At 64.0% G+C, this 26,920-nt stretch carries 30 protein-coding genes; 12 read left to right on the top strand and 18 right to left on the bottom strand.

Annotated features, from left to right (window positions below):
* Positions 1-26: 26 nt before the first annotated feature.
* The 3 genes from DDF70_RS02460 to DDF70_RS02450 form a co-directional block, all read right to left on the bottom strand.
* A complete protein-coding gene (locus DDF70_RS02460) occupies positions 27-875 on the bottom strand; it encodes an SGNH/GDSL hydrolase family protein (protein ID WP_114943246.1) in 849 nt (282 codons plus the stop codon).
* Positions 791-1,948, bottom strand: coding sequence for an OpgC family protein (locus DDF70_RS02455; RefSeq protein WP_114943245.1), 1,158 nt, complete (start codon positions 1,946-1,948; stop codon positions 791-793). The genes DDF70_RS02460 and DDF70_RS02455 overlap by 85 nt, the downstream gene beginning before the upstream one ends.
* A 162-nt stretch (positions 1,949-2,110) precedes the next feature.
* The gene (locus DDF70_RS02450) at positions 2,111-2,944 is read right to left on the bottom strand and encodes an SIR2 family NAD-dependent protein deacylase (protein ID WP_114943244.1); all 834 of its coding nucleotides are present in this window, start codon (positions 2,942-2,944) and stop codon (positions 2,111-2,113) included.
* A 145-nt stretch (positions 2,945-3,089) separates the two neighbouring features.
* Between DDF70_RS02450 and DDF70_RS02445 the strand changes: the two genes are divergently transcribed.
* Positions 3,090-3,665, top strand: coding sequence for an NUDIX domain-containing protein (locus DDF70_RS02445; protein WP_245435337.1), 576 nt, complete (start codon positions 3,090-3,092; stop codon positions 3,663-3,665).
* 174 nt (positions 3,666-3,839) lie between these two features.
* Here DDF70_RS02445 and fghA read toward each other — a convergent pair whose 3' ends face one another.
* Both fghA and DDF70_RS02435 read right to left on the bottom strand, forming a co-directional pair.
* Positions 3,840-4,688, bottom strand: coding sequence for an S-formylglutathione hydrolase (gene fghA, locus DDF70_RS02440; RefSeq protein WP_114943243.1), 849 nt, complete (start codon positions 4,686-4,688; stop codon positions 3,840-3,842).
* Positions 4,689-4,702: 14 nt separating this feature from the next.
* Positions 4,703-5,815 carry an S-(hydroxymethyl)glutathione dehydrogenase/class III alcohol dehydrogenase gene (locus DDF70_RS02435; RefSeq protein ID WP_114943242.1) on the bottom strand — a complete coding sequence of 371 codons (1,113 nt, stop codon included), beginning with the start codon at positions 5,813-5,815 and terminating at the stop codon, positions 4,703-4,705.
* 117 nt (positions 5,816-5,932) lie between these two features.
* Between DDF70_RS02435 and DDF70_RS02430 the strand changes: the two genes are divergently transcribed.
* Positions 5,933-6,598 carry an MBL fold metallo-hydrolase gene (locus DDF70_RS02430; RefSeq protein WP_114943241.1) on the top strand — a complete coding sequence of 222 codons (666 nt, stop codon included), beginning with the start codon at positions 5,933-5,935 and terminating at the stop codon, positions 6,596-6,598.
* Positions 6,599-6,805: 207 nt separating this feature from the next.
* Here the strand turns inward: DDF70_RS02430 and DDF70_RS02425 are convergent, their stop codons facing one another.
* Positions 6,806-8,272 (bottom strand): catalase, encoded by a 1,467-nt coding sequence (locus DDF70_RS02425; protein WP_114943305.1) that lies wholly within the window; start codon positions 8,270-8,272, stop codon positions 6,806-6,808.
* A 96-nt stretch (positions 8,273-8,368) separates the two neighbouring features.
* Here DDF70_RS02425 and DDF70_RS02420 point away from each other — a divergent pair, with 96 nt between their 5' ends.
* A complete protein-coding gene (locus DDF70_RS02420; RefSeq protein WP_114943240.1) occupies positions 8,369-9,280 on the top strand; it encodes a LysR substrate-binding domain-containing protein in 912 nt (303 codons plus the stop codon).
* 43 nt (positions 9,281-9,323) lie between these two features.
* Here the strand turns inward: DDF70_RS02420 and DDF70_RS02415 are convergent, their stop codons facing one another.
* On the bottom strand, positions 9,324-10,559 hold the full coding sequence (locus DDF70_RS02415) for a YeeE/YedE family protein (protein WP_114943239.1): 1,236 nt from the start codon (positions 10,557-10,559) through the stop codon (positions 9,324-9,326).
* A 225-nt stretch (positions 10,560-10,784) separates the two neighbouring features.
* On the opposite strand from DDF70_RS02415, the gene DDF70_RS02410 reads away from it, so the two are divergent.
* Positions 10,785-11,816 (top strand): cysteine synthase A, encoded by a 1,032-nt coding sequence (locus tag DDF70_RS02410; RefSeq protein WP_114943304.1) that lies wholly within the window; start codon positions 10,785-10,787, stop codon positions 11,814-11,816.
* 72 nt (positions 11,817-11,888) lie between these two features.
* Here DDF70_RS02410 and DDF70_RS02405 read toward each other — a convergent pair whose 3' ends face one another.
* From DDF70_RS02405 to DDF70_RS02390, 4 genes are all read right to left on the bottom strand, one after another.
* Entirely contained in the window at positions 11,889-12,365 is a 477-nt protein-coding gene (locus tag DDF70_RS02405; protein WP_114943238.1) for a hypothetical protein, read from the bottom strand.
* A 128-nt stretch (positions 12,366-12,493) separates the two neighbouring features.
* Positions 12,494-13,261 (bottom strand): sulfite exporter TauE/SafE family protein, encoded by a 768-nt coding sequence (locus DDF70_RS02400; protein WP_114943237.1) that lies wholly within the window; start codon positions 13,259-13,261, stop codon positions 12,494-12,496.
* A gap of 233 nt (positions 13,262-13,494) precedes the next feature.
* A complete protein-coding gene (locus DDF70_RS02395; RefSeq protein WP_114943303.1) occupies positions 13,495-14,034 on the bottom strand; it encodes a GNAT family N-acetyltransferase in 540 nt (179 codons plus the stop codon).
* A 10-nt stretch (positions 14,035-14,044) separates the two neighbouring features.
* Positions 14,045-14,644 (bottom strand): helix-turn-helix domain-containing protein, encoded by a 600-nt coding sequence (locus DDF70_RS02390; protein WP_114943236.1) that lies wholly within the window; start codon positions 14,642-14,644, stop codon positions 14,045-14,047.
* 181 nt (positions 14,645-14,825) lie between these two features.
* On the opposite strand from DDF70_RS02390, the gene DDF70_RS02385 reads away from it, so the two are divergent.
* Complete coding sequence (locus DDF70_RS02385; protein WP_162820190.1) at positions 14,826-15,083, top strand: hypothetical protein; 258 nt, start codon at positions 14,826-14,828, stop codon at positions 15,081-15,083.
* A gap of 4 nt (positions 15,084-15,087) precedes the next feature.
* Here DDF70_RS02385 and DDF70_RS02380 read toward each other — a convergent pair whose 3' ends face one another.
* Both DDF70_RS02380 and DDF70_RS02375 read right to left on the bottom strand, forming a co-directional pair.
* Positions 15,088-16,638 (bottom strand): coiled-coil domain-containing protein, encoded by a 1,551-nt coding sequence (locus DDF70_RS02380; protein ID WP_114943234.1) that lies wholly within the window; start codon positions 16,636-16,638, stop codon positions 15,088-15,090.
* A gap of 66 nt (positions 16,639-16,704) precedes the next feature.
* Positions 16,705-17,868: a TAXI family TRAP transporter solute-binding subunit gene (locus DDF70_RS02375; protein WP_114943233.1), complete on the bottom strand. Its 1,164-nt coding sequence runs from the start codon at positions 17,866-17,868 to the stop codon at positions 16,705-16,707.
* A 441-nt stretch (positions 17,869-18,309) separates the two neighbouring features.
* Between DDF70_RS02375 and minC the strand changes: the two genes are divergently transcribed.
* The 3 genes from minC to minE are packed head-to-tail and all read left to right on the top strand — an operon-like array spanning position 18,310 to position 20,070.
* Positions 18,310-18,978 carry a septum site-determining protein MinC gene (gene minC, locus DDF70_RS02370; RefSeq protein ID WP_245435336.1) on the top strand — a complete coding sequence of 223 codons (669 nt, stop codon included), beginning with the start codon at positions 18,310-18,312 and terminating at the stop codon, positions 18,976-18,978.
* A gap of 16 nt (positions 18,979-18,994) precedes the next feature.
* A complete protein-coding gene (minD, locus tag DDF70_RS02365) occupies positions 18,995-19,810 on the top strand; it encodes a septum site-determining protein MinD (protein ID WP_114943231.1) in 816 nt (271 codons plus the stop codon).
* Positions 19,807-20,070 (top strand): cell division topological specificity factor MinE, encoded by a 264-nt coding sequence (gene minE, locus DDF70_RS02360; protein WP_114943230.1) that lies wholly within the window; start codon positions 19,807-19,809, stop codon positions 20,068-20,070. Before minD ends, minE begins: the two co-directional genes overlap by 4 nt.
* A gap of 101 nt (positions 20,071-20,171) precedes the next feature.
* Here the strand turns inward: minE and DDF70_RS02355 are convergent, their stop codons facing one another.
* From DDF70_RS02355 to DDF70_RS02340, 4 genes are all read right to left on the bottom strand, one after another.
* Positions 20,172-21,284: a hypothetical protein gene (locus DDF70_RS02355; RefSeq protein ID WP_114943229.1), complete on the bottom strand. Its 1,113-nt coding sequence runs from the start codon at positions 21,282-21,284 to the stop codon at positions 20,172-20,174.
* Positions 21,277-22,080: a hypothetical protein gene (locus tag DDF70_RS02350; RefSeq protein WP_162820189.1), complete on the bottom strand. Its 804-nt coding sequence runs from the start codon at positions 22,078-22,080 to the stop codon at positions 21,277-21,279. Before DDF70_RS02350 ends, DDF70_RS02355 begins: the two co-directional genes overlap by 8 nt.
* 160 nt (positions 22,081-22,240) lie before the next feature.
* Positions 22,241-22,573, bottom strand: a complete 333-nt coding sequence (locus DDF70_RS02345) for a septal ring lytic transglycosylase RlpA family protein (RefSeq protein ID WP_245435347.1) — start codon at positions 22,571-22,573, stop codon at positions 22,241-22,243.
* 268 nt (positions 22,574-22,841) lie between these two features.
* Positions 22,842-24,074: an MFS transporter gene (locus tag DDF70_RS02340; RefSeq protein ID WP_114943226.1), complete on the bottom strand. Its 1,233-nt coding sequence runs from the start codon at positions 24,072-24,074 to the stop codon at positions 22,842-22,844.
* Positions 24,075-24,331: 257 nt separating this feature from the next.
* Between DDF70_RS02340 and DDF70_RS02335 the strand changes: the two genes are divergently transcribed.
* Positions 24,332-25,249: a DMT family transporter gene (locus DDF70_RS02335; RefSeq protein ID WP_245435335.1), complete on the top strand. Its 918-nt coding sequence runs from the start codon at positions 24,332-24,334 to the stop codon at positions 25,247-25,249.
* A 6-nt stretch (positions 25,250-25,255) separates the two neighbouring features.
* Here the strand turns inward: DDF70_RS02335 and DDF70_RS02330 are convergent, their stop codons facing one another.
* Positions 25,256-25,540: a hypothetical protein gene (locus DDF70_RS02330; protein ID WP_114943224.1), complete on the bottom strand. Its 285-nt coding sequence runs from the start codon at positions 25,538-25,540 to the stop codon at positions 25,256-25,258.
* Positions 25,541-25,772: 232 nt separating this feature from the next.
* Here DDF70_RS02330 and DDF70_RS02325 point away from each other — a divergent pair, with 232 nt between their 5' ends.
* From DDF70_RS02325 to DDF70_RS02315, 3 genes are all read left to right on the top strand, one after another.
* Positions 25,773-26,111: a hypothetical protein gene (locus DDF70_RS02325; protein WP_114943223.1), complete on the top strand. Its 339-nt coding sequence runs from the start codon at positions 25,773-25,775 to the stop codon at positions 26,109-26,111.
* Between the two features lie 274 nt (positions 26,112-26,385).
* On the top strand, positions 26,386-26,595 hold the full coding sequence (locus DDF70_RS02320) for a cold-shock protein (protein WP_009763033.1): 210 nt from the start codon (positions 26,386-26,388) through the stop codon (positions 26,593-26,595).
* Between the two features lie 87 nt (positions 26,596-26,682).
* Positions 26,683-26,901 carry a hypothetical protein gene (locus tag DDF70_RS02315; protein WP_245435334.1) on the top strand — a complete coding sequence of 73 codons (219 nt, stop codon included), beginning with the start codon at positions 26,683-26,685 and terminating at the stop codon, positions 26,899-26,901.
* The last annotated feature ends 19 nt before the right edge of the window (positions 26,902-26,920 follow it).

Here is a 26,920-nt window from a genome sequence, read left to right as displayed (position 1 = left end):
TCTTCCGATATCGTCCCGCAGAGGCGTTAACGATCTCTCACGGAAGCCGCGGCCGTGACGGTCGGCCTCGCTTCGGCGACGGATTGCTCCACCATGGCCTGAAGGGCGTCGGCCATGCAATCGGCAAGGCGATCGTAGCCTTTGTCGCCCATGTGGAACCCGTCGGCGGAGAGCATGGAGCGCAACTCCTCGGGGGAGCGGCTGTTCCACTCCTTCATGAGGGCATAGCGCGAGAACACGCCGATCTTGCGATCAAAGCCGGTCACACTGACGGCGTTCACGAACCGCTCGTACCGGGCCAGGTCCTTGATCGAGGGGAAGTACTGCTGGTCGAGGAGGACCATCTCGGTCCCGGCCTGCCTGACGGCCGAAATGCCCCGGTCCAGCAGGGCCCTGAATGCGCCCTCATCGACCCCGTTGATGGCATCGTTCGTGCCGACCTGCCAGATCACGAGGTCGTACCTGTCGGCCTTGAGGGCGGCTTCAAGGCGTTCGATGGTCTGGATGACGGTTTCCCCGCCCTTGCCGGAGTTCACCACCGTGACCGGCTCTTTCCAGAGCGCCGCCAGATCGTCCTCGAGCTGGGCTGGATAAGTGTGGTCGGGCGAGGAGGCGCCGATGCCCTCGGTGGAGGAGGAGCCGATGGCGAGGATGCGGATGGGCTGGTGCCGTGACAGCTTGCCGGCCAAGGCTGGAATGGCGCTCTGCCCCTTCAGGCGAGCGGAGGCGTTGGAACACGCGGGAGCGTTATCGGCCCGTGCCGAAGCCCCTGCCCCCAAAACCGCAAGACCTAAGAGAACCGCCCCTGAGAGGCGGGCAATCCGAGATCCTTTGCCATTCCCTTGGGAGGAGCGGCCACGTTGAGCTTGTTCCATTCGAGATATCGCGCCAGCGCAAGAAGACCAATGATACCGATGATGGTGAATACCATCCCGATCATCTGCGGACTAGCGGAGGATTTGACGGCGGCCAGCGTCATGGTGACCTGTCCCAGGGCGCTCAACAGCGAACCGGCGGCGAAGATCATGAGTGCGTTGCGGCCCAGGCGCTTCAGGTCGGGACCGATGAAGGTGCGCTTGAGGACCTCGCCAATGGGGAACTGGGTCACGACATAGGCGAGAGCGAGGAAGTGGACGATACGGCCGAGCCCCAGGTCGTGCTTCGTCAGGTCGAAGAGCGCATGGGCCGTATCCGGCAGGTGCGGAAAGAGCTCGAAGCCCCCCGTCGTGAACAGCAGGGACAGGGCCACGACGAAGAGGGACGCGAGCATCAGGGGGCGGCTGTAGAAGTTCTGCCTTCTCAGCATGAGGATACCTGTCACGATCCCCACCGTGAACAGGATCTGCCACGCGAAAGGATTGAAGAACCAGGTTCCCGGCTCCGGCCAGCTGCGCAGGGTGAGGAGTTCCAGACGGGCCAGGCCGTAGAGGCCGGCGGATACGGCGATGGCGAGGCCGAGATGGATCCGTGCCAGGACCAGCGCCACCGGGGCCCACAGCATGAGCATGATGTAGAGCGGCAGGATGTTGAAATAGCCGAGCTGGTGGCCGAGCAGCAGGATGCCGGTCACGCCTTTCGCCGTATCGCCGAAGACCATGCTGCGGCCATGTTCTTCGATGAGGCCGATCTCCTCGCTCAGCTCATAGCCGATGGAAAAGAGCGCGATGGCGCCGGCGGTGAGGAGGAGATGCATGCGGTAGAGCTCGAAGGCACGCCTCAGGCACCGCTTCACGACGCCGACGATGTCGCCCTGGGGGATCTTCGGATAATAGACGAGCGCGACGGACAGGCCGGAGATGAAGATGAACGCTTCGGTCGAATCGGAAAATCCGAAATTCCGTGGCGTGATGTGCTCGATCAGGTTGCCGGGAATGTGATTGACGAAAATGATCACCAGGACAAGCCCGCGCCAGAAATCGATCGTCGTGTTGCGTCCCAAGACCTTCATCGACCCACTCTTCAACTTGTCCCCGTTGGAAACGCCATCAAGGCAAAGGGGTTGCCCAGGAGCAATCGCACCTGTGCAGGAACCCCGCGAATCTTCTTGAGTGGATGAGTCTTAGCACGAAAGCTTGAGCGGTCGAGACGCGGCGTCATCACACCTGCATGATCAGGACCGCTTCTCCTTTTCATCGTCCTCTTCCACGGCCTTGCTCAGCTTGGTGAGAAAGATCTCCAGCGCCTGATCGGATGGGCAATCTCTTTCCGTCAGGACCTGAAGCCCCCATTGCTCCAGAACCGCCTGCTCGACCGGATTGGAGCGAAGCATGAAGATGTAGGATTGCGGCCTGTCCCGCTCATAACCGGAATCCACCCACGTCTTCCAGAGCCGGTGAAGCAGGAAGCGGATGTTGAGATCCCTCATGCTGTAGCCGATGAACAGAATGGTCTTGCCCAGTGCATCCGAGCGGAACTTAATGTCGATGGGTGATTCGAAGGACAGGCGATCGAGATAATCGGTCTCCGCGATCACGATGGACCCATCGTCGTCGAAATCGCCGTGATACTTCACGATCTGAGGCACGCCCGGCTTAATGCGTGCGATATCCTTGGCATTGACGATCTTCACGTATTCCTTGCCATGCAGCTCGAACGAGGTCTCGAGGTTCCGGTCGAAATTCGTCGTGTAGACGATCGGGAAGTCGAGCTTGCAGATCAGTTCGTGCACCCGCGAGGATTTCAGGGCCTCTTCGGAAATGCTCCAGTTCCGGTCCATCCAGCTGCGGAGCGGGCCGATGCTGCCCTGCTTGAGGCGGTAATATTCCGCCAGCGTCAAATGGTTGAGCTCGGCTCCCCGGAACTCCGACAGGTCGATCTTCAGCTCGTCGGCGATATGCTCGATCAGGGTGTTCCAGGAGGGCAGGCCGATCGTCATCGAGACACCGGCCCCGGCGAACAGAATGGCCTGCCGCTTCCGGATCGCCGCAACCAGATCATCAAGCACGCAACTCTCCTTCACGAGCGCCCGAACAGGCGCCTGCCCTTAACGCACGAGCGCGGCACTCTGCTTCAGCTGGGCTTGAAGGGATAACTTGAGTGCCTCGCGTGTTGTCTTAGGCTCTGCGGCATCGAACAGGAGAAAACGTGACGTGGCAGGCTACCGGATCACCCAGGTCGAAACCCTTCATGAGGGCTGGCGCAAGCTTCTCAAGATCACCGTCCAGATGCCGGACGGTCGGACCATGGCGCGGGAGGTCCTGAACAGTTCCGATGCCGCCGCCGTGCTCCCCTATGACCCCGAGAGGCGCAAGGTCATCGTGGTCCGGCAGTTCCGCGCGCCCGTCATGCATGTGGAGGGGCACCCCGATATGCTGGAAGCCGTGGCGGGCCTGCTCGACGAGGATGAGCCCGAGGCCTGCGCCCGGCGTGAGGCCATGGAGGAGGCGGGCCTTCGCATTGGCAGGCTTGAAGCCATCGGAACGGCCTGGTCGGCTCCCGGCATCACGACGGAGCGCCTGCACCTGTTCCTCGCACCCTACACGTCCGTCGACCGGGTCGGCGAGGGCGGAGGGCTGGCGGAGGAGCACGAGGACATCGAGGTGCTGGAAATCGGAGTCGACGAGTTGATGAGGATGCTGGACCAGGGGGGTATCGCGGACATGAAGACCCTGGTCCTGATCCAGGCCTTGCAGCTCCGGCATCCGGAGCTGTTCGGGAAGGGTTGATGTAATCTTTGGAGATGGTGCGTCTTTAGAGCCGAGCGGGAGTAACATCCTCCACGTCATGGCCGGGCTTGTCCCGGCCATCCCGCTTGTGTAAAGCGCCGCGCCTTTCCGATCGGGATCACCGGCACGAGGCCAGCGATGACGTGAGGGTCAGGTCATCTGCCGATCAGCCTCTCAGAGCACGTCAAGCCGCTCAGCATGCCAACGCAGGTGGTCTTCGATGAAGGTGCTGATGAAGAAATAGGAATGGTCGTAGCCCTCCTGCATCCGCAGCGTGAGAGGCTGGCCCGCCTTGGCACAGGCGGCTTCCAGGAGCTGCGGCTTCAGCTGGCTGTCCAGAAAGCCGTCGGCCGTGCCCTGATCCACCAGGAGGTCGGGAAGCCGGGCACCGTCTTCGATCAGCGCGCAGGCATCGTAGTCGCGCCACGTTGCGCGGTCGGGCCCGATATAGTGCGGCAGCGCCTTCTCGCCCCAGGGGCAATTCATGGGCGACGCGATGGGAGCGAAGGCCGAGACGGCCTTGAAGCGACCAGGATTGCGGAGCGCGATGGTGAGCGCGCCGTGGCCGCCCATTGAATGGCCGGTGATGCCCTGGCGGTTCATGTCGGCGGGAAGATTCTCGGCCACGAGCGCCGGCAGTTCGCGCTCCAGATAGGAGCGCATGTGGTAATTCCTGGCCCAGGGCTCCTGCGTGGCATCCACGTAGAAGCCGGCGCCCAGGCCGAAATCGTAAGCGCCGTCGGGATCGTCCGGCACGCCCTCGCCGCGCGGGCTGGTGTCGGGAGCGATGAGGATCAGGCCGAGTTCCGAGGCGACCCGCTGCGCGCCCGCCTTCACGGTGAAGTTTTCCTCCGTGCAGGTGAGCCCGGAGAGGAACCACACCACCGGCAGCTTGGCGTCTCCGGCCTGCGGCGGAACGAAGACGGCCACGCGCATGGGCGTGGCGGTTTCCTGGGAGACATGCCGGTAGACGAACTGCGTGCCGCCGAAGCAGCGCGATTGCGAGACGATCTCGAAACTCAACCTGTCTCTCCCGATCAGTACACGATCACGGAGCGGATCGACTTGCCCTCGTGCATGAGGTCGAAGGCGGTGTTGATCTCCTCGAGCGGCATGGTGTGGGTGATCAGATCGTCGATGTTGATCTTGCCCTCCATGTACCAGTCGACGATCTTCGGCACGTCCGTGCGTCCGCGCGCGCCACCGAAGGCCGTGCCCTTCCAGACGCGGCCGGTGACGAGCTGGAACGGACGCGTCGAGATTTCCTTGCCGGCTTCAGCCACGCCGATGATGATGCTCTCTCCCCAGCCGCGATGGCAGCATTCGAGCGCCTGGCGCATCACGTCCGTATTGCCGGTGGCGTCGAAGGAGAAGTCCGCGCCGCCGCCCGTGAGGTCGACGATCGCCTGCACGACCTTGTCGTTGCCGATCTCCTTCGGGTTGATGAAGTCGGTCATGCCGAACTTCTCGGCCATGGCGCGCTTCGCCGGATTGACGTCGACGCCGATGATCTTGTCGGCGCCGACCATGCGGGCGCCCTGGATCACGTTGAGGCCGATGCCGCCCAGGCCGAACACCACCACGTTCGCGCCGGGCCACACCTTCGCCGTATAGATCACCGCGCCGATGCCGGTGGTGACGCCGCAGCCGATGTAGCAGATCTTGTCGAAGGGCGCGTCCTCGCGCACCTTGGCCAGTGCGATCTCCGGCAGAACGGTGAAATTCGCGAAGGTCGAGCAGCCCATGTAGTGGAATACGGTCTCGCCGTCGCAGCGGAAGCGGCTCGTGCCGTCGGGCATGACACCCTGGCCCTGGGTGGCCCGAATCGCCGTGCAGAGATTGGTGCGGCGCGACAGGCAGGATTTGCAGTTGCGGCATTCGGGCGTGTAGAGCGGAATCACGTGATCGCCGGGCTTCAGCGTCGTGACGCCGGCGCCGACCTCGCGCACGATGCCCGCGCCCTCGTGCCCCAGGATCGCCGGGAACTTGCCCTCGGAATCGAGGCCCGAGAGCGTATATGCGTCGGTGTGGCAGACGCCCGTCGCCATCACTTCCACGAGCACCTCGCCGGCCTTGGGGCCTTCGATGCGGATGGTCTCGATGGTGAGCGGCTTGCCAGCCTCCCACGCCACGGCGGCCCTGGTTTCCATGCTCGTGTCCTTACCTCATGATTCGATGCCGGGACTATGTGAACCGAGGCTCCGCAAGGTCAATAGAGGCGTGCCTTTCCAGCCGCCTCCGCAGCGCCTATGTGTGGAAGCGATACGATGAAGGAATCGCCTGTGCCAGACGTCAGCGCCACCATCATTCCCGTGACACCCTTCCAGCAGAACTGCACGCTGCTGTGGTGCGAGAAGACGAAGAAAGCGGCCGTGGTCGATCCCGGCGGCGATCTCGACCGCATCCGCGAGGCGATCGCGCAGGCTGGCGTGAGCGTGGAGAAGATCATCCTCACCCACGGCCATATCGATCATGCCGGCGGAGCCGCCGAGTTGCGCGAGGACCTCGGCGTTCCGGTCGAAGGTCCGCACGAAGCCGATCGCTTCCTGCTGGAGCGGCTCGCCGAGCAGGGGCAGGCTTATGGCTTCCCGGCCCGCGCCGTTACGCCGGATCGCTGGCTGAACGAAGGCGATACGGTCACGGTCGGTGATCTCGCCCTCGACGTGCTGCATTGCCCCGGCCACTCGCCGGGCAGTGTCGTTCTCGTGTCGCCGACGCAGCGCTTCGCCCTCGTGGGCGACGTTCTGTTCCAGGGCTCCGTCGGCCGCGTGGACCTTCCCGGCGGCGACGGCAAGGCGCTGATCGCCTCGATCAGGAACAAGCTTCTGCCGCTCGGCGACGACATCGCCTTCATCTGCGGCCACGGCCCCATGAGCACTATCGGGCAGGAGCGGCAGACCAATCCGTTTCTGCAGGGTGATGGGTTGCTCTAAACCGGTGATGCTCTCTCCCAAGTCATCACCGGCCTTGTGCCGGTGATCTCGATTGCTTGAAGCGCCGAGCTTCATCGGATCGGGATGGCCGGGACAAGCCCGGCCATGATGTCGAGAGTGGTGCGACGTCGTGTTCGACCAAGAATAGAAAAACGGCCCGGGATCGCTCCCAGGCCGCTCCGTATTGCCCCTACGGATTTTTGCCGCCTACTCGGCGGCCTGGATCATCACGGCGCCCTTGAGGCCCATGCGATCCGCCACGCCGAGGCCATAGGCCTTGTCGGCGAGGTAGAAGTGGACGATCTGCCGCTTGACGATCGCCTCGGGGACGCCCTGCATCGCTTCCGCGATGTTGTCCATGAGCCGGCTCTGCTCGTCCGGCGTCATGAGGCGGAACAGGTCGCCCGGCTGCTTGTAGTCGTCGTTGCCGGCGCGGTGGTCGTAGCGGTCGGCATCGCCCGAGATCTTGAGCGGCGGCTCCGCGGCACGCTGCGTCTGCACCGGACCGTTGAAGGAGTTCGGCTCGTAATAGGCATCGCCGCGATTGGGGATGTCGAACAGCATCGGGCCGTCCGCATGATAGTGGTTCACGGCACTGCGCGGACGGTTCACCGGCAGCGCCTCGTAATGCGTGCCGACGCGGTAACGGTGCGCATCCGCATAGGCGAAGATGCGGCCCTGCAGCATCTTGTCCGGCGAGAAGCCGATGCCGGGCACGATGTTCGACGGCGAGAACGAGGATTGCTCGACCTCGGCGAAGTAGTGCTGCGCATTCCGGTTGAGCTCGAGGATGCCGACCTCGATGAGCGGATACTCGGCGTGCGGCCACACCTTGGTGACGTCGAACGGGTTGTAGGAGGTCTTCTCCGCATCCGTCTCGGGCATGATCTGAACGCAGAACTTCCAACGCGGGAACTCGCCGCCCTCGATGGCCTCGTAGAGGTCGCGCTGGGCGCTCTCGCGGTCCTTGGCGACGACGGCCTCGGCTTCGCGGTTCGTCCAGGTCTTGATGCCCTGCATGGACTTGAAGTGGAACTTCACCCAGAAGCGCTCACCGGCCTCGTTGATGAACGAGTAGGTGTGCGAGCCGAAGCCGTGCATGAAGCGGTAGCCCTGCGGCAGGCCGCGATCCGAGAACAGGATCGTCACCTGATGCAGGCTCTCGGGGCTGAGCGACCAGAAATCCCACATGGCGGTCGTCGAGCGCAGGTTCGTCGCGGGATGGCGCTTCTGCGTGCGGATGAAGTCGGGGAACTTCACAGGATCGCGCACGAAGAACACAGGCGTGTTGTTGCCAACGATGTCCCAGTTGCCTTCTTCCGTGTAGACCTTGAGGGCGAAGCCACGCACGTCGCGCTCCGCATCGGCCGCGCCGCGCTCGCCGGCCACGGTGGAGAAGCGCAGGAACACTTCCGTCTGCTTGCCGATCTCCGAGAAGACCTTCGCCTTGGAATATTTGGTGATGTCGTTGGTGATGGTCAGGGTGCCGTAGGCGGCCGAACCCTTGGCATGGACCACGCGCTCGGGAATGCGCTCACGGTTCTGGTGCGCCAGCTTCTCGATCAGCTGGTAATCCTGGAGCAGCAGCGGGCCGCGGGATCCGGCCGACAGGCTGTTCTGGTTGTCGGCAATCGGCGCCCCCGCCGTCGTGGTCATGGTGGTTGTTTTTGTCATGGTCGTCCCCATTGAGTGCGCGCACCATGCCGGGGAGAGCCAATAAGGTCCAATTGTATTGATTACAGAGTGCGATCAGATATTCTTATCGGTGTCATGATCACTCTTCGACAGCTTCGATATTTCGAAACGCTCGCGCGCACGAAGCATTTCGGCATGGCGGCCGACCAATGCGCCGTCACGCAACCGGCGTTATCCATGCAGATCAAGGAGCTGGAGCGGGAACTCGGCATCGAGCTCGTGGAGCGGCGAGGAAGCGCGGTGGCGATCACGCCGGCCGGACAGGACATTGCCCTGCGGGCCGAGGCGATCCTGAACCAGGTGCGGGAATTGTCGGACTACGCGCACCAGCATCAGGGTGTCCTGACGGGGCCGCTTCGCCTCGGGATCATCCCCTCGATCGCACCTTACCTTCTGCCGGCGATCCTGACCGAGGTGGCGAAGCATTATCCGTCCCTCGATCTCCAGATCCGAGAGACGCAGACGGGAGCGCTGGTCGAGGAGCTGGTCCGGGGCGATCTCGATGCGGCCCTCCTGGCGCTGCCGATCCCGCAGCCGCAGGTGGAGACCATGGCGCTGTTCGACGACCGTTTTCTCATCGCCGTGCAGAGCCAGGCCGCTAAAGGCTGGGCTGGCGGCGATCTGCGCGCCCGCATGGAAGGTGAGCGCCTGCTTCTTCTGGAGGAGGGGCATTGCCTGAGGGATCAGGCCCTGCAGTTCTGCCACATCGCCAATATGCAGGCCCGCAAGGCGTTGGGCGCCGCGTCGCTGACCACCATCATGCAGATGGTGGCGGCCGGCCATGGCATCACGCTGCTTCCCGAACTCTGCGCCCAGACCGAGGTCGACCGGCAGCGGGTCGCCCTCATCGAGTTTCCCGAGGATGCGCCCATGCGCACCGTCGGACTGGCGTGGCGGCGCAGCTCGACCCGGAAGAGCGATTTCACGGCTCTGGGCCATCTGATCAAGGCAATCAAGCAGCCTGATGAGAAAGCCGGAAAAGCCTGATCTCACCGAAAGGGGCTGAGATTGATCTCAGCCCCGATCATGTTCAGCAGCCGGTGAGCTTCACGCGCTCCACTTCGAGGCCGAAGAGGGGACGCAGGCGCGTACCGAAGACATTGCCGGCAAAGGCTGCGACGAGCCAGACCCAGCCGTGGAAGCTGCCGGATGCGATGCCGGAGAAATAGGCCCCGATGTTGCAGCCATAGGCGAGCCGGGCCCCGTAACCGAGAAGAAGGCCGCCGACGATGGCCGCGATGGCGGAGCGCAGCGGGACCTTCCAGGTAGGGGCGAAGCGGCCGGCCAGGGAAGCGGCGAAAAGCGCTCCGAGGATGATGCCGAAATCCATCACCGTCGTAACGTCGTTGAAGATGCTGCCCTCGAGCGCGGCCCGGCTGGCGGGGCTCGACCAATAGGGCCAGCTCGCCACGTCGAAGCCGATAGCCGCCGCGATCTTCGAGCCCCAGAGGGCGAAGGCGGAGGTCACGCCCCAGGGCCGGCCGGCGAGGTAGAGCGTCACGAAGTTCAGGAGAGCCAGCGCGACCGCGCCCGCCACCAGCGGCCAGGGGCCGCGCGTGAAGCGCGCAAGGCCTTGGCGCGGGGAGGGAGCCGGCTGGATCAGCTGACCATGGCGGCGCTTCTCGAGCACGACGGTCACCGCCGCGATGAGGGCGAAGACGGCAAGCTGCACGGCCAGCGCCGTCCAGGGGCCCCAAAGCTCGATGATGGAAATCTTGGGCAGGCTCGGCAGTGCCGTCCACCAGTGCAGGTGTGCCGCGCCGATGGCGGATCCGGCGATGAAGGCCGCGAGCGTGATCAGCATGCGGGTGGAGCCGCCGCCGACCGTATAAAGCGTGCCCGAGGCGCAGCCGCCGCCCATCTGCATGCCGATGCCGAAGATGAAGGCGCCGAAGACCACCCCAATGCCGGCCGGCGAGACGTTGCCGGCCACCGGCTGGCCGAAGAGCGTTCCGGAGGCGAGGACGGGGAAGAACAGGATGGAGGCAATCGCCAGCATCACCATCTGGGCCCTCAGGCCCTCGCCGCGACGATCCGCGATGAAGACGCGCCAGGCCGAGGTGAAGCCGAAGGCGGCGTGATAAAGGACGAGTCCGAGCGCCGCCCCGAGGACGTAAAGCGCAGCCTGCTTCGGGTTGATGATGGCGCTCAGAAGAGCCGCGCCGCCGATGATGCCGGCTGCGGCCGCCAGGGAGGCTGGGGTGTTGATGGTCAAGCTTGCACGGTTTCCGGCGGAAAGAGGCGAAGCTACGGCAGAGCTGGACATGGTCGCTCCTGAGCTTTCGTGAAATGATCGATACTGATTGATATTCAGGAGCCTGAGGCTCTTGCGACCAAACAATGTGGTTCGATATAAAGAACGTCAAGTGATGTATTTTGATTTTTAATCACATATCAATATGTGAATATCGGCCGTGAAGATTCCCTTTGAATGGCTTACACCTGGTCTTCACATTCGCAGATCTCTTTCCGGAACCAGCAGTTAGGCGCCATGACCATCCAGCCCGACGTCCCCGCCGCCATCGGCAACACGCCCTTGATCAAGCTCCGCCGTGCCTCCGAACTGACCGGATGCACCATCCTGGGCAAGGCCGAGTTCATGAATCCCGGCCAATCCGTGAAGGACCGGGCCGCCCTGTTCATCATCCAGGATGCGGTGAGGCGTGGAGCGCTGCGCCCGGGCGGCGTGATCGTCGAGGGCACGGCGGGCAATACCGGTATCGGCTTGGCTCTCGTGGCCAATGCGCTCGGGTTCCGGACGGTGATCGTGATCCCGGAGACGCAGAGCCAGGAGAAGAAGGACATGCTGCGGCTCGCCGGCGCCGAGCTGATCGAGGTCCCGGCCGTGCCTTACACCAATCCCAACAACTACGTGAAGGTCTCAGGGAGACTGGCGGAGCGCCTTGCGGCCTCCGAGCCGAACGGGGCGATCTGGGCCAACCAGTTCGACAACGTGGCGAACCGGCAGGCGCATATCGAGACGACGGGGCCGGAAATCTGGGAGCAGACGGACGGCAAGGTCGACGGCTTCATCTGCGCCGTCGGCACCGGCGGCACCCTCGCGGGTGTCGGCATGGCGCTGAAGGAGCGCAACCCGAAGGTCACGATTGGCCTTGCCGACCCGATGGGCGCCGCGCTCTACAGCTATTACACGACCGGCGAGCTGAAGGCGTCCGGTTCGTCGATCACGGAGGGCATCGGCCAGGGCCGCATCACGGCCAACCTGGTCGATGCTCCCATCGACGTCGCGTTCCAGATTCCGGACGAGGAGGCACTGCCGGTCATCTTCGAACTGCTGGAGCAGGAAGGGCTGTGCCTGGGTGGATCGTCGGGCATCAACGTCGCGGGCGCTATCCGTCTCGCCCGGCAACTCGGCCCTGGGCACACCATCGTGACGATCCTGTGCGATTACGGCACGCGTTATCAGTCCAAGCTCTTCAATCCGGACTTCCTGCGCTCGAAGAACCTGCCCGTTCCCGCATGGCTCGAACGGACGAGCACCATCGATCCGGGACTCGTGTAGCGGAAGAACGTTACGCGTCTGCGATGAACATGCGCCGCACTCGATGAACTCGAGCGCGGCGCATTACGACGATCAGGCCGCCGAAGATGTGGTTGTTTCCGAAGCCGTAGAAGTCGCGGAACTCGGGGATGTGGAAGAGCTGCCGGTTTCATCCGAACGCTGCTGCTGCGGGCGGCTGAGATTGGCCGGCGAACGACCGGTTGTCGCTGTCGGCGTCGCGGACGGCTTGTGGGCGACGCTGTGAAGATCGGACTGGATGCTCTCGATCAGATCGACCAGCCATGATTCTCCGCCTTGAATGCGCTCGCGAAGCGCTGATTTCGCGATGTCGAGTTTGGCGGAGATCTCCATCGTGCTGCGCGACGGCAGATCGCTGAAATCCTGCTCGATGGCAGAAAGCTCGCGCAGCAGCTCGTCGCGCAGCGGGCGCTGCTCCTCGGCCGTGATCAGCGGCGAGTTCAACATGCCGCGCAAGGCAGCCCAGCGCAGGCCGAGAGCGCTTACCGATTGCGTTCCGTCGTGTCCTGAAAAGTTTTGGGAATCGGCCACAGGCATTTCCTTCTTTGCGAGCGTTGAGAATCGAGTGTCGCAGGAAGGAGCATGGTTGTGGCGTGAATCGGGCAGCCGTCTTCAAAAAGCTGCCCGACCGCGCGCTATTTCGAATATGGTTATCGAATTCAGCGGATAAAGAAATAGAGTGTCAGTGCCGCGCCGACCGCGATGACCAGCCAGCGAATCACGCTTGCAGGCAAACGGCGGCCGAAGACGACTCCGAGATAGCCGCCGATCACGGAGGCCGCGCCGACGATCATGGTCTCCGGCCAGCTGACGAGACCGGCTGCGATGAACAGGATCACGGCGACGAGCTGGATCAGCGTGGAGCACAGATGCTTTGCGGAATTGATCAGGTGGAAGTCGTCACCTTCGGTGATCGCGAGCGCCGCCAGCATGACGATGCCCATGCCCGCGCCGAAGAAGCCGCCATAGACGGCGACGCATGTCTGGAACGCGAGACCCGCCGCCCATGCCTTGTTGGACGGGTGATGTCCTTCCTGTTTTCCGATCCTGCGGGCGAGCGCCACGATCTTCGGGCTCGCGGCGAAGAGCAGGGTCGCGAACAGCAGAAGCCACGGCACGAGCTTGCGGAAGGCGTCGTTGTTGGTGACGGTGAGGATGTAGGCGCCGATCACGCCGCCGACGAGGCTGACGATACCCAGTGCCGCGAAGCGCTTCACATTCGCGGCGAGTTCCCGACGATAGGCCCAGGCGCTCGCCAGGTTCGCGGGCGTGACCGCGACCGCGCTCGTGGCGTTGGCCACGACGGGCGGGAGACCTGCGGCGACGAGGGCCGAGAAGGTGAAGAAGGTGCCGCCGCCCGCAATCGCATTGACGAGGCCGGCTGCAAGACCCGAGGCGGCGAGAAGCGCCGCAGTGGATAGATCCATGATTGTTTATCTGATGGGGTACGAAGAAGGTTGAAGGAGCCCGGCCATAGCACGGCGGGCACGTCTGAGCCCATTAGGCCAACGTCTAGCGCATCGGACGGACCCAGAGGGCCGCGTCAGCGACCCGCAGGGCCACGTCAGTGAAAAGTGGACCCGGTTTTCACTGACGTGGCCCTGCGGGTCCGCCTCATCCGATGCGCCAGTCAAGAGAAGGAGCCTAATCCTTCGCTCGATCAGCCCGGTGTAAGCTGCTTGTAGAACACGGTCGTGTCGCAGAACCCGCCTTTCGGCCACAGGGCATAGTTCGGAATCACGCCCGATTTGATCCATCCGACGCGCTCGTAAAGGCGTTCTGCATCGCCTCCCGTCACCGTGTCGAGCACGAGCACGGTCTTCCCGGCCGCGCGGGCGGCGTCTTCGGCAGCCATCATCAGGGCCGCGCCGATGCCGCGCTTTCGGGCTTGGCCCATGACGAGCATCTTGGCGATGTCGGCCCGATGCGGCTGGTTCTCCGGCTGCTTGAGCACGACCTGCACGGTCCCGACGATCCGTCCGCCCGTCTCCTCCTGGGCGACGAGCAGGATGCGCTCGCCTTGGGCGACGCCTTCGGCGACGCCCTGCCAGAACGCATCGGCTCTCTCCCGCGTCAGCGGCGACATGAAGCTGACCGAGGCGCCGCCCTCGACGCAATCGATCAGGACGGCCGACAAGGCTCCGATCCGTTCCCCGGCTTCCTGGGGCGAGAGGTTGCGGATAAGGATCGATCCGATCATGGGGATGTTCTCAGCGCTGAGGGCCAGACCCGGCACGCGCATCGGTGGCAAGGGCCACGAGATACCGTGCCGGACGTTCGGCATGGTTGCGAAACAGGGTCGGTTGGTCGAGGCGCATGGACAGGCAGTCGCCCATTCCTAGCCGGAAGGTCTCCTCGCCCAGGGTGAGCTCGATCTCGCCCTCGACGATCCAGATCTGCTGGTGGACCACGGAGGCGCGATGGCCCGTGTCGTAGGCCACGCGGGCGCCGGGCGGCATGATCACCTCGACGAGTTCGATGGGCGAGGGAAATCCGGGAGCGGACAGATTGCGGCGCAGGTAGCCGCTGTCCGGGTCGCGCCAGACACGTTGATCGGCGCGGCGGGCGAGCGGAGAGGCTTCCCGGCTGTCCCGCTCGGCGAAGAGCGACGCCAGGGTCACGCCGAGGCCCGCGGCCAGCTTGTCGAGCACGGCTGCGGTCGGGCTGCTCTCGCCGCGCTCGATCAGGGAAATCATGGAACGGCTCACGCCGGTGCGCTCGGACAACCCGTCCAGGGTCATGCCACTCTCGGCGCGTAGATCGCGCAGGCGCGTCGCCAGATGGGCATGAAGGGTGGAGGCTTCTTCCATTAAACTAGAATATCTATCCAATATGCTGGAGTCAACGAGCAGGTTTAAGCCTCTCGCAAGCTTCGGAAGCTATGAAAAAGGCATCGCCATGAAGCGTGGCAGCCGTTAAGGCTGCGGTTTGCTGTGGATCGCGCCTGGATCGTCCATTGCCCTCGGCGGAACAAAAGAAGATTTTCAAAGCATGTCGAACGTGATCCCTCTCGCTCCGCGCCTGAAGCAAGGCCGCCCCGCTGTCGCGGAGGCAGAGGAGAGGGCCGCGCTCGCCGCCGACCTGATCGAGCTGATCGAGAGGGTCAGGGAACTGACCGAGCACGTGGCCGGACTTCCCGGATCGGCCCTGCAGATCCAGCAGACGGCCCAGCAGCTGCTCGATGCCGGCACGGCGCTCGAACGCGCCGTGGATTCCCTGACCGAAGGCGGCGAGTGGGTGCCGTTCTAAATCCCTATTTCAAGGCTTCCATCCGTTCGCCCGCCTGCGCAATGCCAAGGGCACGAGCCCGCGCATAATACTCCCGCGCCTTGCCGGCATCGCCGCGGATCCCCAGGACACCCAGCCTGGAAAGTACGTTCGGGTCGAAGGTTTCCGCCAGCAGGAAGGCCGCGCGGGCATTGCCGCCGTCCATCGCCCGCTCGAACAGGAGACGGGCTGCGCTCACATCGCCTTTGCGGAAGAGTTCTTCCGCGCGTTTCATCAGGCGATCATCGACCCTGGGAGCCTCCGCGGATGCGCCCGCCTTGGGTTCCGGCCCGGATGGCGCTTCCGTCTTTGTGGGCGCCGCGGTTGCCGTGCCAAGCGGCAAAGGCTGGATCGCCTCGGGCAGGGACGCGACCACAACGGGAGCAAGCTCCTGCCGCAGGGCGGAAGTCACGTCCGGCAGCGCCTTATCGGAAGCCACAGCTGGGGTTTTCACCTCCGGCACTGCCGGTGGAGCCTCCTCCTGGGCTGTCGCGAGAGGGAGTTCCGTCCCGGCCGCCGCGAGGCGGAACACCACAGGCGTGGCGCTTGGACGCTTGGGCTCCTGAAGCGCGCGAAGCTCATCGTCGGTGTCCACCAGCTCCCGGGTGAGCATGTCGCCGCGCCACTCGGCCACGGCCAGGGCCTTCTTCAGTTCCGCGACCCGTGCCGTGTCGGATGCCATCTTCTCTTCCTTGAAGGCGCGTAGGTTCCGCAGCTCCGTCTCGGCGCCGGCGAGCCGGCGCTCGGCCTCGTCGCCCCGCTCGCGCTCCCGGCGCAGGACCGCGTCGCGTTCGGACGCACTCGTTGCCTCGGTGGCCTTCTCCTGCTCCGTGGCGGCCTGAAGAGCCCGGTATTCCGCCTTGAGCTTCTCCAGCTCGCCGATGGCGGCCCGGCTTTGGTCCTGCTCCCGCTGCAAGGCCTGGCGCAGTTCGGAGGAGGCGAGCGCCTGCGCCTTCGTCTCCTTGTCCAGGCGCTCCGCGAGAGAATCCCGCTCCTGCGTGAGCCCTGCGAGGGCTTGCGAGACCTTGCCGCTATTGGCGCGCTCCTCCTCCAACGCCTGCTGCATGGCTGCGACGCCCGAGGCATCGGGGGAAGGAGAGGCCGCGCAGGCCTCGACCGCTGCCGCCTTGTCGGCAGCGGGTGGTTCCGGCGTCAGACCGTCATCGCCTCGAATGCCCAGCCCCTGCAAGGCGGGGGCCAGGTTCGGATCGTTCAGGCGATCGACGAGCACGATGGCAAGGGTCCCGACCTCGATCGCCGCATTCAGGCTGCTCTCCGCCTTCCTCATGTCGCCTGTCCGGATGGCGGCCTCCAGGTCCACCGCAAGCCGTTTCCGGTCCGGCGAGGTGAGGAGAAGCGGCAGGATCGTGCGAAGATCCTCCGTCGACGTTTGGGATGCATCGTTCCCGCTCCTGGGACCGCCACCGGCCGGGGCGACTTGCGCGACGGCGGGCCCAAGGAGCCCGACGCCGATCAGGCCCGTGGTCAGCAACTCCACGGTCAAACGTTTCAGTCCAGTCTTGGTGTGCCCAACCATGTCGGACCTCCTTGTGGTCGCCCAAGGTTCCGCGGGAAGCCTTCGGCTTCGGTCCTGTTTGGATCGTCAGTCCTGCCGCGTGACGCGCCGGGCGGATCGTTGCCGGTCGTTCTGCCAAGCGAGGAATTCCCGGAACAGCACCTCGCGCTGCTCGGCCGAGACGTCGATGCCTCTGCTCTTCATGAAGCTCTCGAAGCTCTTGCCTTCCGGCGACGGCTTGCTCGCCGCAGCGGCACGGTCGAGCCAGTCCTGCGCCGGCTTCACGCGCTCCCAGCCGGGCACGTCGGCCGCGAGGTTGACTTCCTTCCATTTCGGATGCCGCCCGGGCTGCAGGAACTCGTCGAACCGCGAGAAGAACGCATCCACGAAGCGCTTGACGCGATTGTAGCGGTCGGAGTTCTCGGGCCAGTTGAACACGGCAAGCAGGCTGCCGACGGCCAGGGTCTCGACCGGCTTGTCCTTGTCGACGAGCTGCGGATAATCGGCGTTCGCCAGGCGGGCGGGGAAATAGCTTTCCGCGATCTCTCCCTCGAATGGGATCGACAGGAGATGGAAACGCCCGTCCGTCTGGAACTCGGCGATGGCGCGAACAGGACGTCCGGCCACATAGACGGCCGCCTGGATTTCTCCGGATTTCAGCTTCGCATAGGACGAGGCCTGATCGAAAGTGGTCATGTCCGGCTTGATCCCGAGCTTGTCGAAGATCAGACGCGAGGTCAGGTTGGTGCCGCTGCCGGCCTTGTCGATATTGACCTTCTTGCCGTCGAGCTGCCGGATGTCGGTGATCTCCCGGTCGGCGATGATATGGACCTCCTCGTTGTAGAGGCGGGTGATGAAGCGCAGGCGCCGCACCGCGTCGTTCTGGAGGTTCTCCGCCTTCAGCTGCTCGCGCGCGTCCATCTGCACGATGCCGATATCGACACCGCGCAGGAACATGATGTCGCGCAGGTTCTGCAGCGAGCCGCGACCGATCATCGGCAGGACGCGCAGGTCCTCGCCGTCGAGCACGTTGGCGAGATCCGCGGCAATGCGGATATAAGTGCCGTCCGCGCCGCCGGAGATCACGCCGAGCGTGCCCGCATTGGCGCGGGACAGGTTGAAGGCCTGCGCATTCTGGGCCGAAACGGCAACCGAGCCCGAAACGAGAGCGGCTGCGACAAAGACGACCTGAAGCGACAAATGACGGAAAAATCTCGATAACGGAGAAGCGGCGTTCACTCGACCCGACATTCTTCATCCTCCCCTGGATGAGCCTGGTGGCAATTGTCGATCCGATCGCTTTGTGCTCGTACTTATCGGTTGAAAATCGCTCTAAGAAACGATGAAACAAAACGAAAGAAAGCTCATCGTAGGCCCCTGTCCAGTGCGGTCAATTGAGTTTTGAGGACGGATTACTACTCAAGAAGTGCTAGAGAATACTCAATAAGAGATAGGTTTTATCTTTATATTCCTTGAAAGAGCTGAATTTCTCATCCAGCCCTCAGGGTTTACCCGGACGGATGCCCAGATTTCCGCCGTTTCTGCCCCCTGAAAATTGTTAGCGTCCGTCTGCCCCTTTAACCGTCCGTTAACCATAAGCGGTCGAAATCATGGGGTATTAAAGGAATCTGAACTCCCGTGACCATTGCCGTTCGCACCCGTCCATCTCTTCGCTTCCGTGGCAGGTCCTTCATGGCCCTGGTCCTCGCGCCCGAAGTGCCGCTGAGGGACTGGCTCGAAGATCTCGATGCCGTGTCCGAGCGTTCGCCCGGGTTTTTCACCGGGCGGCCCATCATTGCCGACGTCTCATCGTTAAAGCCTTCAAAGTCCGAGCTGAAGTTCCTGCTGGCGGCCTTCAAGATGCGCAACATCCGCATCATCGGCCTTGAGGGCGCCGCTCCCGAGAACGTCGACGCCGACATGCCGCCGCAGATCACCGGCGGCAAGCCGACCGGCGAGATCGACGTGCCGGACGCCGCCAACGCGGCCGTCGCCGCGACCGCCTCGCCCTTCGCCGACGCGCCCGTGCCGGAGAAGTCGCTTCTCATCGAAGGTTCCGTGCGCTCGGGTCAGTCGATCCTCCATCCCGAAGGCGACGTGACGGTCCTCGGTTCCGTCGCGTCGGGTTCCGAGATCGTTGCCGGCGGCTCGATCCACGTCTATGGCTCCCTGCGCGGCCGCGCCATCGCGGGCTGCACGGGCAATGGCCGTGCGCGCATCTTCTGCCGAAAATTCGAAGCCGAATTGATTGCGATCGATGGGCTCTACAAGACCGCTGACGATCTGGGGGGCAAGTTCCTCGGTCAGCCTGTGCAAGTGAACCTGGATGGTGACTCGATCATCCTGAAAACATTGGATTGAGAGAAAGAGGGCGACAATGGCCAAAGTCTTGGTCGTAACTTCCGGCAAGGGTGGCGTTGGCAAGACAACGTCTTCGGCGGCTCTGGGGGCGGCGCTGGCGCATGGCGGCGACAAGGTCGTCGTGATCGACTTCGACGTCGGCCTGCGCAACCTGGATCTCGTGATGGGCGCCGAGCGCCGCGTGGTGTTCGATCTCATCAACGTGGTGCAGGGCGACGCCAAGCTGAACCAGGCGCTCATCCGCGACAAGCGGCTCGAGAACCTCTCCCTGCTGCCCGCCTCGCAGACCCGCGACAAGGATGCGCTCACCGAAGAGGGCGTGGCCCGGGTGCTCGATGAGCTGCGCCAGAAGTTCGATTGGATCATCTGCGACAGCCCGGCCGGCATCGAACGCGGCGCCACGATGGCCATGCGCCACGCGGATGTGGCCGTCGTCGTGACGAACCCGGAAGTCTCGTCCGTCCGCGATTCAGACCGCATCATCGGTCTCCTCGACTCCAAGACGGAACGGGCCGAGAAGGGCGAACGCATCGAGAAGCACCTGCTGCTCACCCGCTACGACCCGGCCCGCGCCGAGCGCGGCGAGATGCTGAAGGTCGAGGACGTGCTGGAGATCCTTTCGATCCCGCTGATCGGCATCATTCCCGAGAGCGAAGAGGTGCTGCGCGCCTCGAACGTCGGCTCGCCGGTGACCCTGAACAATCCTGCCAGCGCCCCGGGCCGCGCCTATTTCGATGCGGTCCGTCGGCTCAAGGGCGAAACCGTCGAACTGACCATCCCGTCCGACAAGAAGGGATTGTTCGGCAAACTGTTCGGACGGAGGGCTGCATGAGCCTTTTGAGTTTCTTCAACCGGCGCACCTCCGCGCCCGTCGCGAGGGAGCGCCTGCAGATCCTGCTGGCGCACGAGCGCGGCATCGTCGGGGGCAAGCCCGACCTCGTGGCACAGCTGCGGGAGGAGATCCTGGCCGTCGTCCGCCGTCACGTCATGGTGGAGCAGGACAACGTTCAGGTGAAGATGAACCGCGATTCCGACATCTCGACCCTCGAGATCGAGGTGGAGATTCCCGGCCCGGCCGAAGCGCGCGCCTGAAGCATCGTGCGAAAAGTGGATCCGGTTTTCCGCTCCGAACGATGCTCCAGCATGCAATGCCTTGAAGAATGAGCGGCTCCTGCCAAGCAGGGGCCGCTTTCTTATGGCTGCTGCTTGCTCCAGACGCCGATCTTCGCCTCGCGGGCCTTCTCGGCCGCTGCCTTGAGTTCGGGCGTTGCATCGTCCGTGGGACGCCCGCCGCCGTTGAACAGCACCACGCGGGACAGGTCCTGGCTGCCGACCTGACACCGGTACACGTCGTTTCCGCCTACCGGGTCGCAAGCCACTTCGCGCCCGTTGAGATACTGAGTCAGGTCTTCGGGCTTGCCTGCGCCGGGAGCCCATTCAACGCCGAACAGGCGCACGACTTCACCGTTCAGCGACAAGGTTGCCGTATCGATCACGTCCGGCACGCCGCGCAGCGTTCCTGCGGCCCCCGTCGAGCCCGTCGTGACCGGCTCCGGTTCCTTGATCGGACCGGACGGGGCCGCCGCCGCAGCGGTGGCCTTCGGTGGCGGCGCCTCGTGTCCTCGGAACAGGAAGGCCCCGACGCCGAGGAGCGCGAGGACGGACACCGCCGCGAGGGCGACGGCCGGTCGCGCCCAGGAGCGCGCGCGCACGTCGTCGAAGACGTTCCGCTCATGCTCTTCGACAACCGGAATCGGATGATCCTCGGCCCGATTGCCGTGCTCGGGCATGACGGAGGCTTTCAGCGTCTCGAACGTGCTGCGCGCCCGTTCCGGAAGCGTCGGTTCCTCTCGCGCCTCCTGATGGATTGCGACGGCGTCCTCGACCGGTCGTGACGGGGGGGCATCGACGTTCAACCAATCACGCTTCGGTGCCTCACGCGGCTGAGGCGTCTCGTTCTCCCGCGCGAGCGCAGCCGCATCGGGCTTCGCCGGCCGGAACAGCACCGGATACTTGCCGCGCAACTCCTCCAGGAGGTCCTGCAGCGTGAACTCCGCCGTCTGCCCGTTCTTCTCGATCGTCCGCGTCTTGCCGTCGTGATCGATGATGCTGAGCTTCAGCGCGCCGTTCTCCTCGGACGGGCGCACGGAGGATTCGATGATGAGTTCGAGGGCGCGACGCGCGTCGTCCGTAGGATGGATCCTGTCGAGTTCCGCGTGGATGACCTCGCGCATCCTCTCGCGCGTCCGGGCCCAGTTCTGGCGCGGATCAGCCTTGGAATCCGGGGTGATGGAATCGTCAATCATGCGAGACACCCTCCTGGGCAAGGTTTCTCCTGTGCTGCTGACCGAGCAGCGTGCTGTGTTCCGCGACAATGACCGGCTTGTCGCCGATGAAGTTTATGATGAGCTGCAGTGCGCCGGTCCCCTGCGAGACGCGTCGTCGCCTCGGATTCGAGGCCGTGAAGTCGAACACCGCATGCACCGTGCAGACCTCGCCCGCCGGGTTGCACGCGGCTCCGATGGCGTCCTGGCGCGGGCGATAATCGCGCTCCGGCCAGCGCTGGGCGAAACGGCGCTTCTCGTTGAAGAGGCGCTTCATGGTCATCTCGCGCCCGTGGAAGAGAATGCGCGGCGCATAGAAAGCGGCCGTCGCCTCGAGGGCGACCTCGTTCGAGGCGGACCAGGATGCGAGATAATCGACGGCGAAGTCCCGTGCGACTGTCGCCCGGGCGGAGCGATTGTCGCCGCCAGGACCTTCCTGCGGCTTCGCGGCCACACTGGGCGAAGAAGGTCTGGCCGCGGGCGGCGGCTCTGTTTGCGCTGAAGTCGGCGCGTCGGGCTTTGCGACCGGTGCCTGCGGCTGGGCCGTTTGCGCGGGCGGGGTTGCCGGTGCGGGCGTCGGTGTCGCGGCCTGCGGCGGAGGGCTTTCGGGCGGCGGGGCCTGAGGAGCGGGCGCCGGCGAAGGGGCCGGGCCGGTCTGAGCCGGGGGATCGACCCAGGTCCGCCCCGTCTGCGCGGCGGCCATGGGGGAGACAGCCGCCGCGAGCGTCAGGAGGGCGGTGATCGATGTGAGGGACCGGCCGATCTGCATACGTTCCAAAAGGCCTCTTCTTGAACGAAAGGGACCGGGGAAAAGCGGGAAAAAGGCTTGTCGGTTCCATGATCCGCCCCGGCAAGGGAGTCCTGCCGGGGCGGGTGGCAATGGATCAGTCGAAAAATGAACAGGTCATGAAATAAGCGGCGGACTCGAAAGCCGGTCTTTAAAGTTGGGCGACGTCCACGGAGGTGACGCCGGAGAGGCCGATAGCCTGCGCGGAGGCTTTTGACAGATCGATGACACGACCGTGGGCATATGGACCACGGTCATTGATACGAACGACCACCGACTTGCCAGTCTTCTTGTTCACGACCCGGACCTTCGTGCCGAAGGGCAGGGTGCGATGGGCGGCGGTCAGGTCGTTGGTGTTGAAGGTTTCGCCGCTTGCGGTCCGCCGGCCGTGGAACCCCGGGCCATACCAGGAAGCGCGGCCGCTCTGAATGACTTTCCCGGCAGGCTCTACCGGATCGGCGGAGGCAGCTTGAGGTAAGAAGATCGTCGATCCGGAGATGAACAGACTTGCAAGTGCGAGCGATACCTTACGTTGATCCACAATGCATTCCCTTGATTGTTATCGATGGGATGCAAAATGGAGGCTAATGGGGCAACATTAAGACGATATATTTGCCTGGGTAGCGCCGGGTATAGCCTGAGTATCGAGATAATCTATGCAGTTAAGCTATATAAAGCGCTGAGATTGTCATGTTGTCGATCGGCTGGACGTAAATAAACTGACGCGCGATTGCTTGGTTCGCGCAGGATTTTTATTGCCGCGGCGCCTGTGCGGCCTCGCGCTGCGGAAGAGCCATCAGCCGAAGAGCGAGGGCGAGCGCTGCGAGCAGCAGGAGGGCCACGAGGGCCGACACGCCGGGCCAACCCCCATGCGTCCAGAACACGCCGCCCAGGGTGCCGACGGCGCTGGAGCCGAGATAGTAGCAGAACAGGTACAGGGCCGAGGCCTGTGCCTTCGCGCCGAGGGCCCGGTTGCCGACCCAGCTGCTGGCGATGGAATGGGCGCCGAAGAAGCCGAAGGTCACAGCCACGATCCCGGCCAGAATGAGCGCAAGGTGATGGAAAAGCGTGAGCGCCACGCCGGCAAGCATGATCGCGATCATGGCCCACAGGACCCGCCTGCGGCCCAGGCGTCCAGCCAGCTCCCCGATCCAGGCCGAACTCAAGGTGCCGATCAGATAGGCGGAGAAAATCGCCCCGATGGCCGATTGACTCAGGGAATAGGGGGCTTCCGTCAGGCGGTAGCCGAGATAATTGTAGATCGTCACGAACCCGCCCATGAGGAGGAAAGCCTCGGCGAACAGGGCCCGCAGACCCGGGTCACGCAGGTGTTCCCCGAAGGAGCGCAGCAACTGCCCCGGGCGGGCGGCGCGCGGCTGAAAATGGGCCGAGGCCGGCAGGCTCCGCCAAGCCGCCAGGGCCGAGATCAAACCCACGGCCCCGATCAGCCCGATGGCGACACGCCAGGAACCGAGATCCGTCAGAACGCCGCTGATGATCCGACCGGCCATGCCTCCGACCGCATTGCCGCCGATGAAGAGCCCCATGGCGAGGCCGATGGATTTCGGGTCCACTTCCTCGCTCACATAGGCCATGGCGACGGCGGGAAGGCCGCTCAGGGTGATGCCGATCGCCATGCGGGCGAGGAGCAGGCTGGTCCAATTCGGGGCTGCGGCGGACAACAGGGTCAGGAGAGCCGAGGCGAACAGCGAGGCCACCATGACGGGCTTGCGCCCCCAGACCTCCGACAAGGAACCCGCCACCAGCATCGCCACCGCGAGAAGGCCGGTCGAGAGCGACAGGGACAGGCTGCTGATCGCTGCGCTGACATGGAATTCCTGCGAGAATTCCGGCAGGAGGGGCTGGACGCAGTAGAGAATGGCAAAGGTCGAGAAGCCGGCGGCGAACAAAGCCAGATTCAATCGGCGAAAGGCAGGCGTGCCGCTCACCAGGCGGCTCGATGTTTCCGGCAATTGCTCCTGCATGAAGTCTTTCCATCCCCGCCGATGAAGCAGGTCCTGATCGGCCGACCCCAAGATCAGGGCCGGCTTCGGGCTATTATGCTTAAGGCGCAAGTGTAGGCCAGTCGACGAAGCTATCCATTCACTGAAGGCATAGACCATGTGTTGAGTTTGCACTTCTCCTGAGGAGGGAACGGTACTTTATGAATGTCCCATTACCTCCTCTCTCGAGACCTTCAGGCTCGCCGCATCGTCGCGCGAGCCTCATTTTTGAGCTGTCCATGACCTCCGCCCCCGCTGCCCGGGAAAATGCGGCGCCCAGCGCGCCTGCCTCTCCGCTGCGGGGCATCCTGTTCCTGATCGCCTCCACGGTCGTGTTTTCCGTGGCGGACGTCATCACCAAACAGCTCGCCTCCACCCTGCCGCCGCCGGAAGTGGCCTGGATGCGCTACGTCACCTTTGCGTTCGTCATTCTTCCCGTGGTGCTGATCAAGGGCGGGCCTGGCCTGTTCCGCTCCCGGCGGCCCGGTCTTCAGGTGGTCCGGGGCTTCGGCATGGTGGGCTCCTCGATCATGTTCATCCAGAGCCTGCCTCATCTGCCCGTGGCCGACGCGACGGCGGTGTTCTTCGTCTCGCCGATCCTGATCATGGCCCTGTCGGTGCTCTTCTTAGGCGAGACCGTGGGCTGGCGGCGCTGGACGGCCGCCGCAATCGGCCTGATCGGGGTCATGATCGTCGTGCGACCCGGCACGGGCGCTTTCGAGCCGGCTGCCTTCCTGCCGATCATCAGCGCGTCGAGCTGGGCCGTCGGCGCTGTGGTCACCCGCAAGATCACGGGCGACCATGCTCTCACGACGCTCGCCTACTCAGCATCGGTGGGCAGCCTCGTGTTGAGCGCGCTCATGCCCTTCAACTGGGTGATGCCGAACGGGCCCGAGATCATGCTGGGCCTGTGCATGGGCATCCTGTTCGCCATCGGCCATTGGTTCGTGGTCATGGCCTATCGCCATGGCAATGCGTCGCTGATCGCGCCGTTTTCTTATGTCCAGCTGATCTGGGCGGGCACGCTCGGCTACCTGGTGTTCGGATCGCTGCCGGATTCATGGACGATCGCGGGCGCATGCCTCATCGTCTCGAGTGGCTTCTACACGGCCTATCGCGAGCGCGTCCACGCCATGCAGAAGAGGTTTTCCGCCTGATCCCGATCAGGTTCCCGAATGAACGACCCGCAGGCGCGGCCGCGCCGTGCGGCTGTAGAAATTGAGTTCCACGAACTCCCCGTCCGCCTGACCTTCGACAAGGCGGTAGCCGAACTGTTCCACCAGGGCCCGCACCTGACCAAGGTTCTCGTTCGAGATCTTTCGAGAGAATTCGGTTAGATCCTGGCTCATCAGCGCGGCCACGATGCCGATCTCGACGCCCTGATCGAAGTCGGCGCTCCGCGCCGGAAAACGAAGCCGCATACCCTCAGCGAGATGGATGTGGTGCATGGGACCCTGGTCGGTTTACGCTCAACAACAGGCCGCGTTTATCGGGCACAAGATCCTACCGGTTGCTTAAAGTCCGGCCAGGGCCGGGCGCGGCCGGGGAGCGTGGTTAATCCTTCGTAGAGGCGCTCGGGATGGATCCCGGACGGCAGCTTTGCATTATCCTCGACAGGTTCCTCCCGCTGGTCCCAACCGGAGCGAACCGGTCTTTCGGGAGATGGCAGCGAGGCGCAGCATGAAGCAGGTTTTAATAGGGATCGCACTGGCGGCCGGTCTGGTGGGGTCGGCAGCCCAGGCGGCCGATATAGGGACCGTGTCCCGGTTCGAAACGGCCCGGATCCAGCCCGGCCGCGCCATTGCCCGGCTCGCCGATCAGGGGCTGGGCTATTCGGTCCTGCACGATGCGCCAAGCGGCCCGCAGGGTTTCTACCGCGTCCACGTGACCTGTGCCATCGACGAGAGCTTCATGCAGACCTATTGTCCGACGCCTGCCTATGTCTCCTACTGCCCCAGGGCTCGGATCTTCTGTGCCGATGGCGGCGCGAGCGTCCAGGCGCTGCGGCTGAAGTACTGAAGCGAGCCGTCCGGAAAGGCGGCGATCCGATACCTTCTCCTGGGAGCCCCTGGAGAAGACCTGTCGCTTTTCCGGCTCGCCGCCTTGTATTCGCCGCAAGTAGTGACTAGATAAAGCTGTATCGACATTTGGCCGGACAATCGGGCCGTTCCGCCTTGGCCTTCCAGGCGCACGTTCAGACCCTCTTCCCAAACATCGACGAACCCGAGTGTGCGGGCGTGCGGCTGCACGCCCCTGGCTCACGTGCATAACAAGCCTATCCAAGGACATTCCCATGATTTCGGGCACCGTGAAATTCTACAACGATCAAAAAGGCTTCGGCTTCATCCAGCCGGACGATGGCAGCAAGGACGTGTTCGTCCACGCCACCGCGCTCGAGCGCGCCGGCATCCGCGGTCTGCGCGAAGGCCAGAAGGTCTCCTTCGACACCGCCGAAGACCGCCGCTCCGGCAAGGTCGCCGTCAACAATATTCAAACGGCGTAACGTCGGTTGAACAGGCTCGGTCTGCGTGCCGCCTCCCGAAGCCGCCCCTCAAGGGCGGCTTTTTGCTTTCGATCCAAGGAGTTTTTCGTGAGTCACAAATATTCCATGGGCCAGCTGGTTCATGCTGCGGCCGCCCATTTCGCCGATCGTACGAGCGGCACCTATGAGATCGTACGCCTGATGCCGGAGAACAGCAGCGGCGAGCTGGGCTACCGGATACGCGATACCCTGAGCGGTGCCCAGCGCGCGGTCGGAGAATCGGAAATCCGCGCGGCCGGGACAAAGCAGGAAACGCAAGGCCATTGAGACTTACCTTCCAGACCGC

It is taken from the genome of Microvirga calopogonii (assembly GCF_003347665.1).
Classification (GTDB): domain Bacteria; phylum Pseudomonadota; class Alphaproteobacteria; order Rhizobiales; family Beijerinckiaceae; genus Microvirga; species Microvirga calopogonii.
The sequence above is the reverse complement of the archived record's forward strand: the minus strand, read 5'-3'. Positions and strand labels throughout refer to the sequence as shown.

Excerpts from the sequence above, each read along its gene's own strand:
- DDF70_RS02325 (WP_114943223.1), top strand. The coding sequence starts at position 25,773 with ATGAAGCAGGTTTTAATAGGGATCGCACTGGCGGCCGGTCTGGTGGGG.
- DDF70_RS02320 (WP_009763033.1), top strand. The coding sequence starts at position 26,386 with ATGATTTCGGGCACCGTGAAATTCTACAACGATCAAAAAGGCTTCGGC.
- minE (WP_114943230.1), top strand. The coding sequence starts at position 19,807 with ATGAGCCTTTTGAGTTTCTTCAACCGGCGCACCTCCGCGCCCGTCGCG.
- DDF70_RS02380 (WP_114943234.1), bottom strand. The coding sequence starts at position 16,638 with ATGGTTGGGCACACCAAGACTGGACTGAAACGTTTGACCGTGGAGTTG.
- DDF70_RS02395 (WP_114943303.1), bottom strand. The coding sequence starts at position 14,034 with ATGATCGGATCGATCCTTATCCGCAACCTCTCGCCCCAGGAAGCCGGG.
- DDF70_RS02355 (WP_114943229.1), bottom strand. The coding sequence starts at position 21,284 with ATGATTGACGATTCCATCACCCCGGATTCCAAGGCTGATCCGCGCCAG.
- DDF70_RS02340 (WP_114943226.1), bottom strand. The coding sequence starts at position 24,074 with ATGCAGGAGCAATTGCCGGAAACATCGAGCCGCCTGGTGAGCGGCACG.
- minD (WP_114943231.1), top strand. The coding sequence starts at position 18,995 with ATGGCCAAAGTCTTGGTCGTAACTTCCGGCAAGGGTGGCGTTGGCAAG.
- DDF70_RS02390 (WP_114943236.1), bottom strand. The coding sequence starts at position 14,644 with ATGGAAGAAGCCTCCACCCTTCATGCCCATCTGGCGACGCGCCTGCGC.
- DDF70_RS02435 (WP_114943242.1), bottom strand. The coding sequence starts at position 5,815 with ATGGAAACCAGGGCCGCCGTGGCGTGGGAGGCTGGCAAGCCGCTCACC.
- DDF70_RS02425 (WP_114943305.1), bottom strand. The coding sequence starts at position 8,272 with ATGACAAAAACAACCACCATGACCACGACGGCGGGGGCGCCGATTGCC.
- DDF70_RS02335 (WP_245435335.1), top strand. The coding sequence starts at position 24,332 with ATGACCTCCGCCCCCGCTGCCCGGGAAAATGCGGCGCCCAGCGCGCCT.
- DDF70_RS02375 (WP_114943233.1), bottom strand. The coding sequence starts at position 17,868 with ATGTCGGGTCGAGTGAACGCCGCTTCTCCGTTATCGAGATTTTTCCGT.
- DDF70_RS02460 (WP_114943246.1), bottom strand. The coding sequence starts at position 875 with ATGGAACAAGCTCAACGTGGCCGCTCCTCCCAAGGGAATGGCAAAGGA.
- minC (WP_245435336.1), top strand. The coding sequence starts at position 18,310 with ATGGCCCTGGTCCTCGCGCCCGAAGTGCCGCTGAGGGACTGGCTCGAA.
- DDF70_RS02330 (WP_114943224.1), bottom strand. The coding sequence starts at position 25,540 with ATGCACCACATCCATCTCGCTGAGGGTATGCGGCTTCGTTTTCCGGCG.
- DDF70_RS02420 (WP_114943240.1), top strand. The coding sequence starts at position 8,369 with ATGATCACTCTTCGACAGCTTCGATATTTCGAAACGCTCGCGCGCACG.
- DDF70_RS02455 (WP_114943245.1), bottom strand. The coding sequence starts at position 1,948 with ATGAAGGTCTTGGGACGCAACACGACGATCGATTTCTGGCGCGGGCTT.
- DDF70_RS02430 (WP_114943241.1), top strand. The coding sequence starts at position 5,933 with ATGAAGGAATCGCCTGTGCCAGACGTCAGCGCCACCATCATTCCCGTG.
- DDF70_RS02410 (WP_114943304.1), top strand. The coding sequence starts at position 10,785 with ATGACCATCCAGCCCGACGTCCCCGCCGCCATCGGCAACACGCCCTTG.
- DDF70_RS02415 (WP_114943239.1), bottom strand. The coding sequence starts at position 10,559 with ATGTCCAGCTCTGCCGTAGCTTCGCCTCTTTCCGCCGGAAACCGTGCA.
- DDF70_RS02400 (WP_114943237.1), bottom strand. The coding sequence starts at position 13,261 with ATGGATCTATCCACTGCGGCGCTTCTCGCCGCCTCGGGTCTTGCAGCC.
- DDF70_RS02385 (WP_162820190.1), top strand. The coding sequence starts at position 14,826 with ATGTCGAACGTGATCCCTCTCGCTCCGCGCCTGAAGCAAGGCCGCCCC.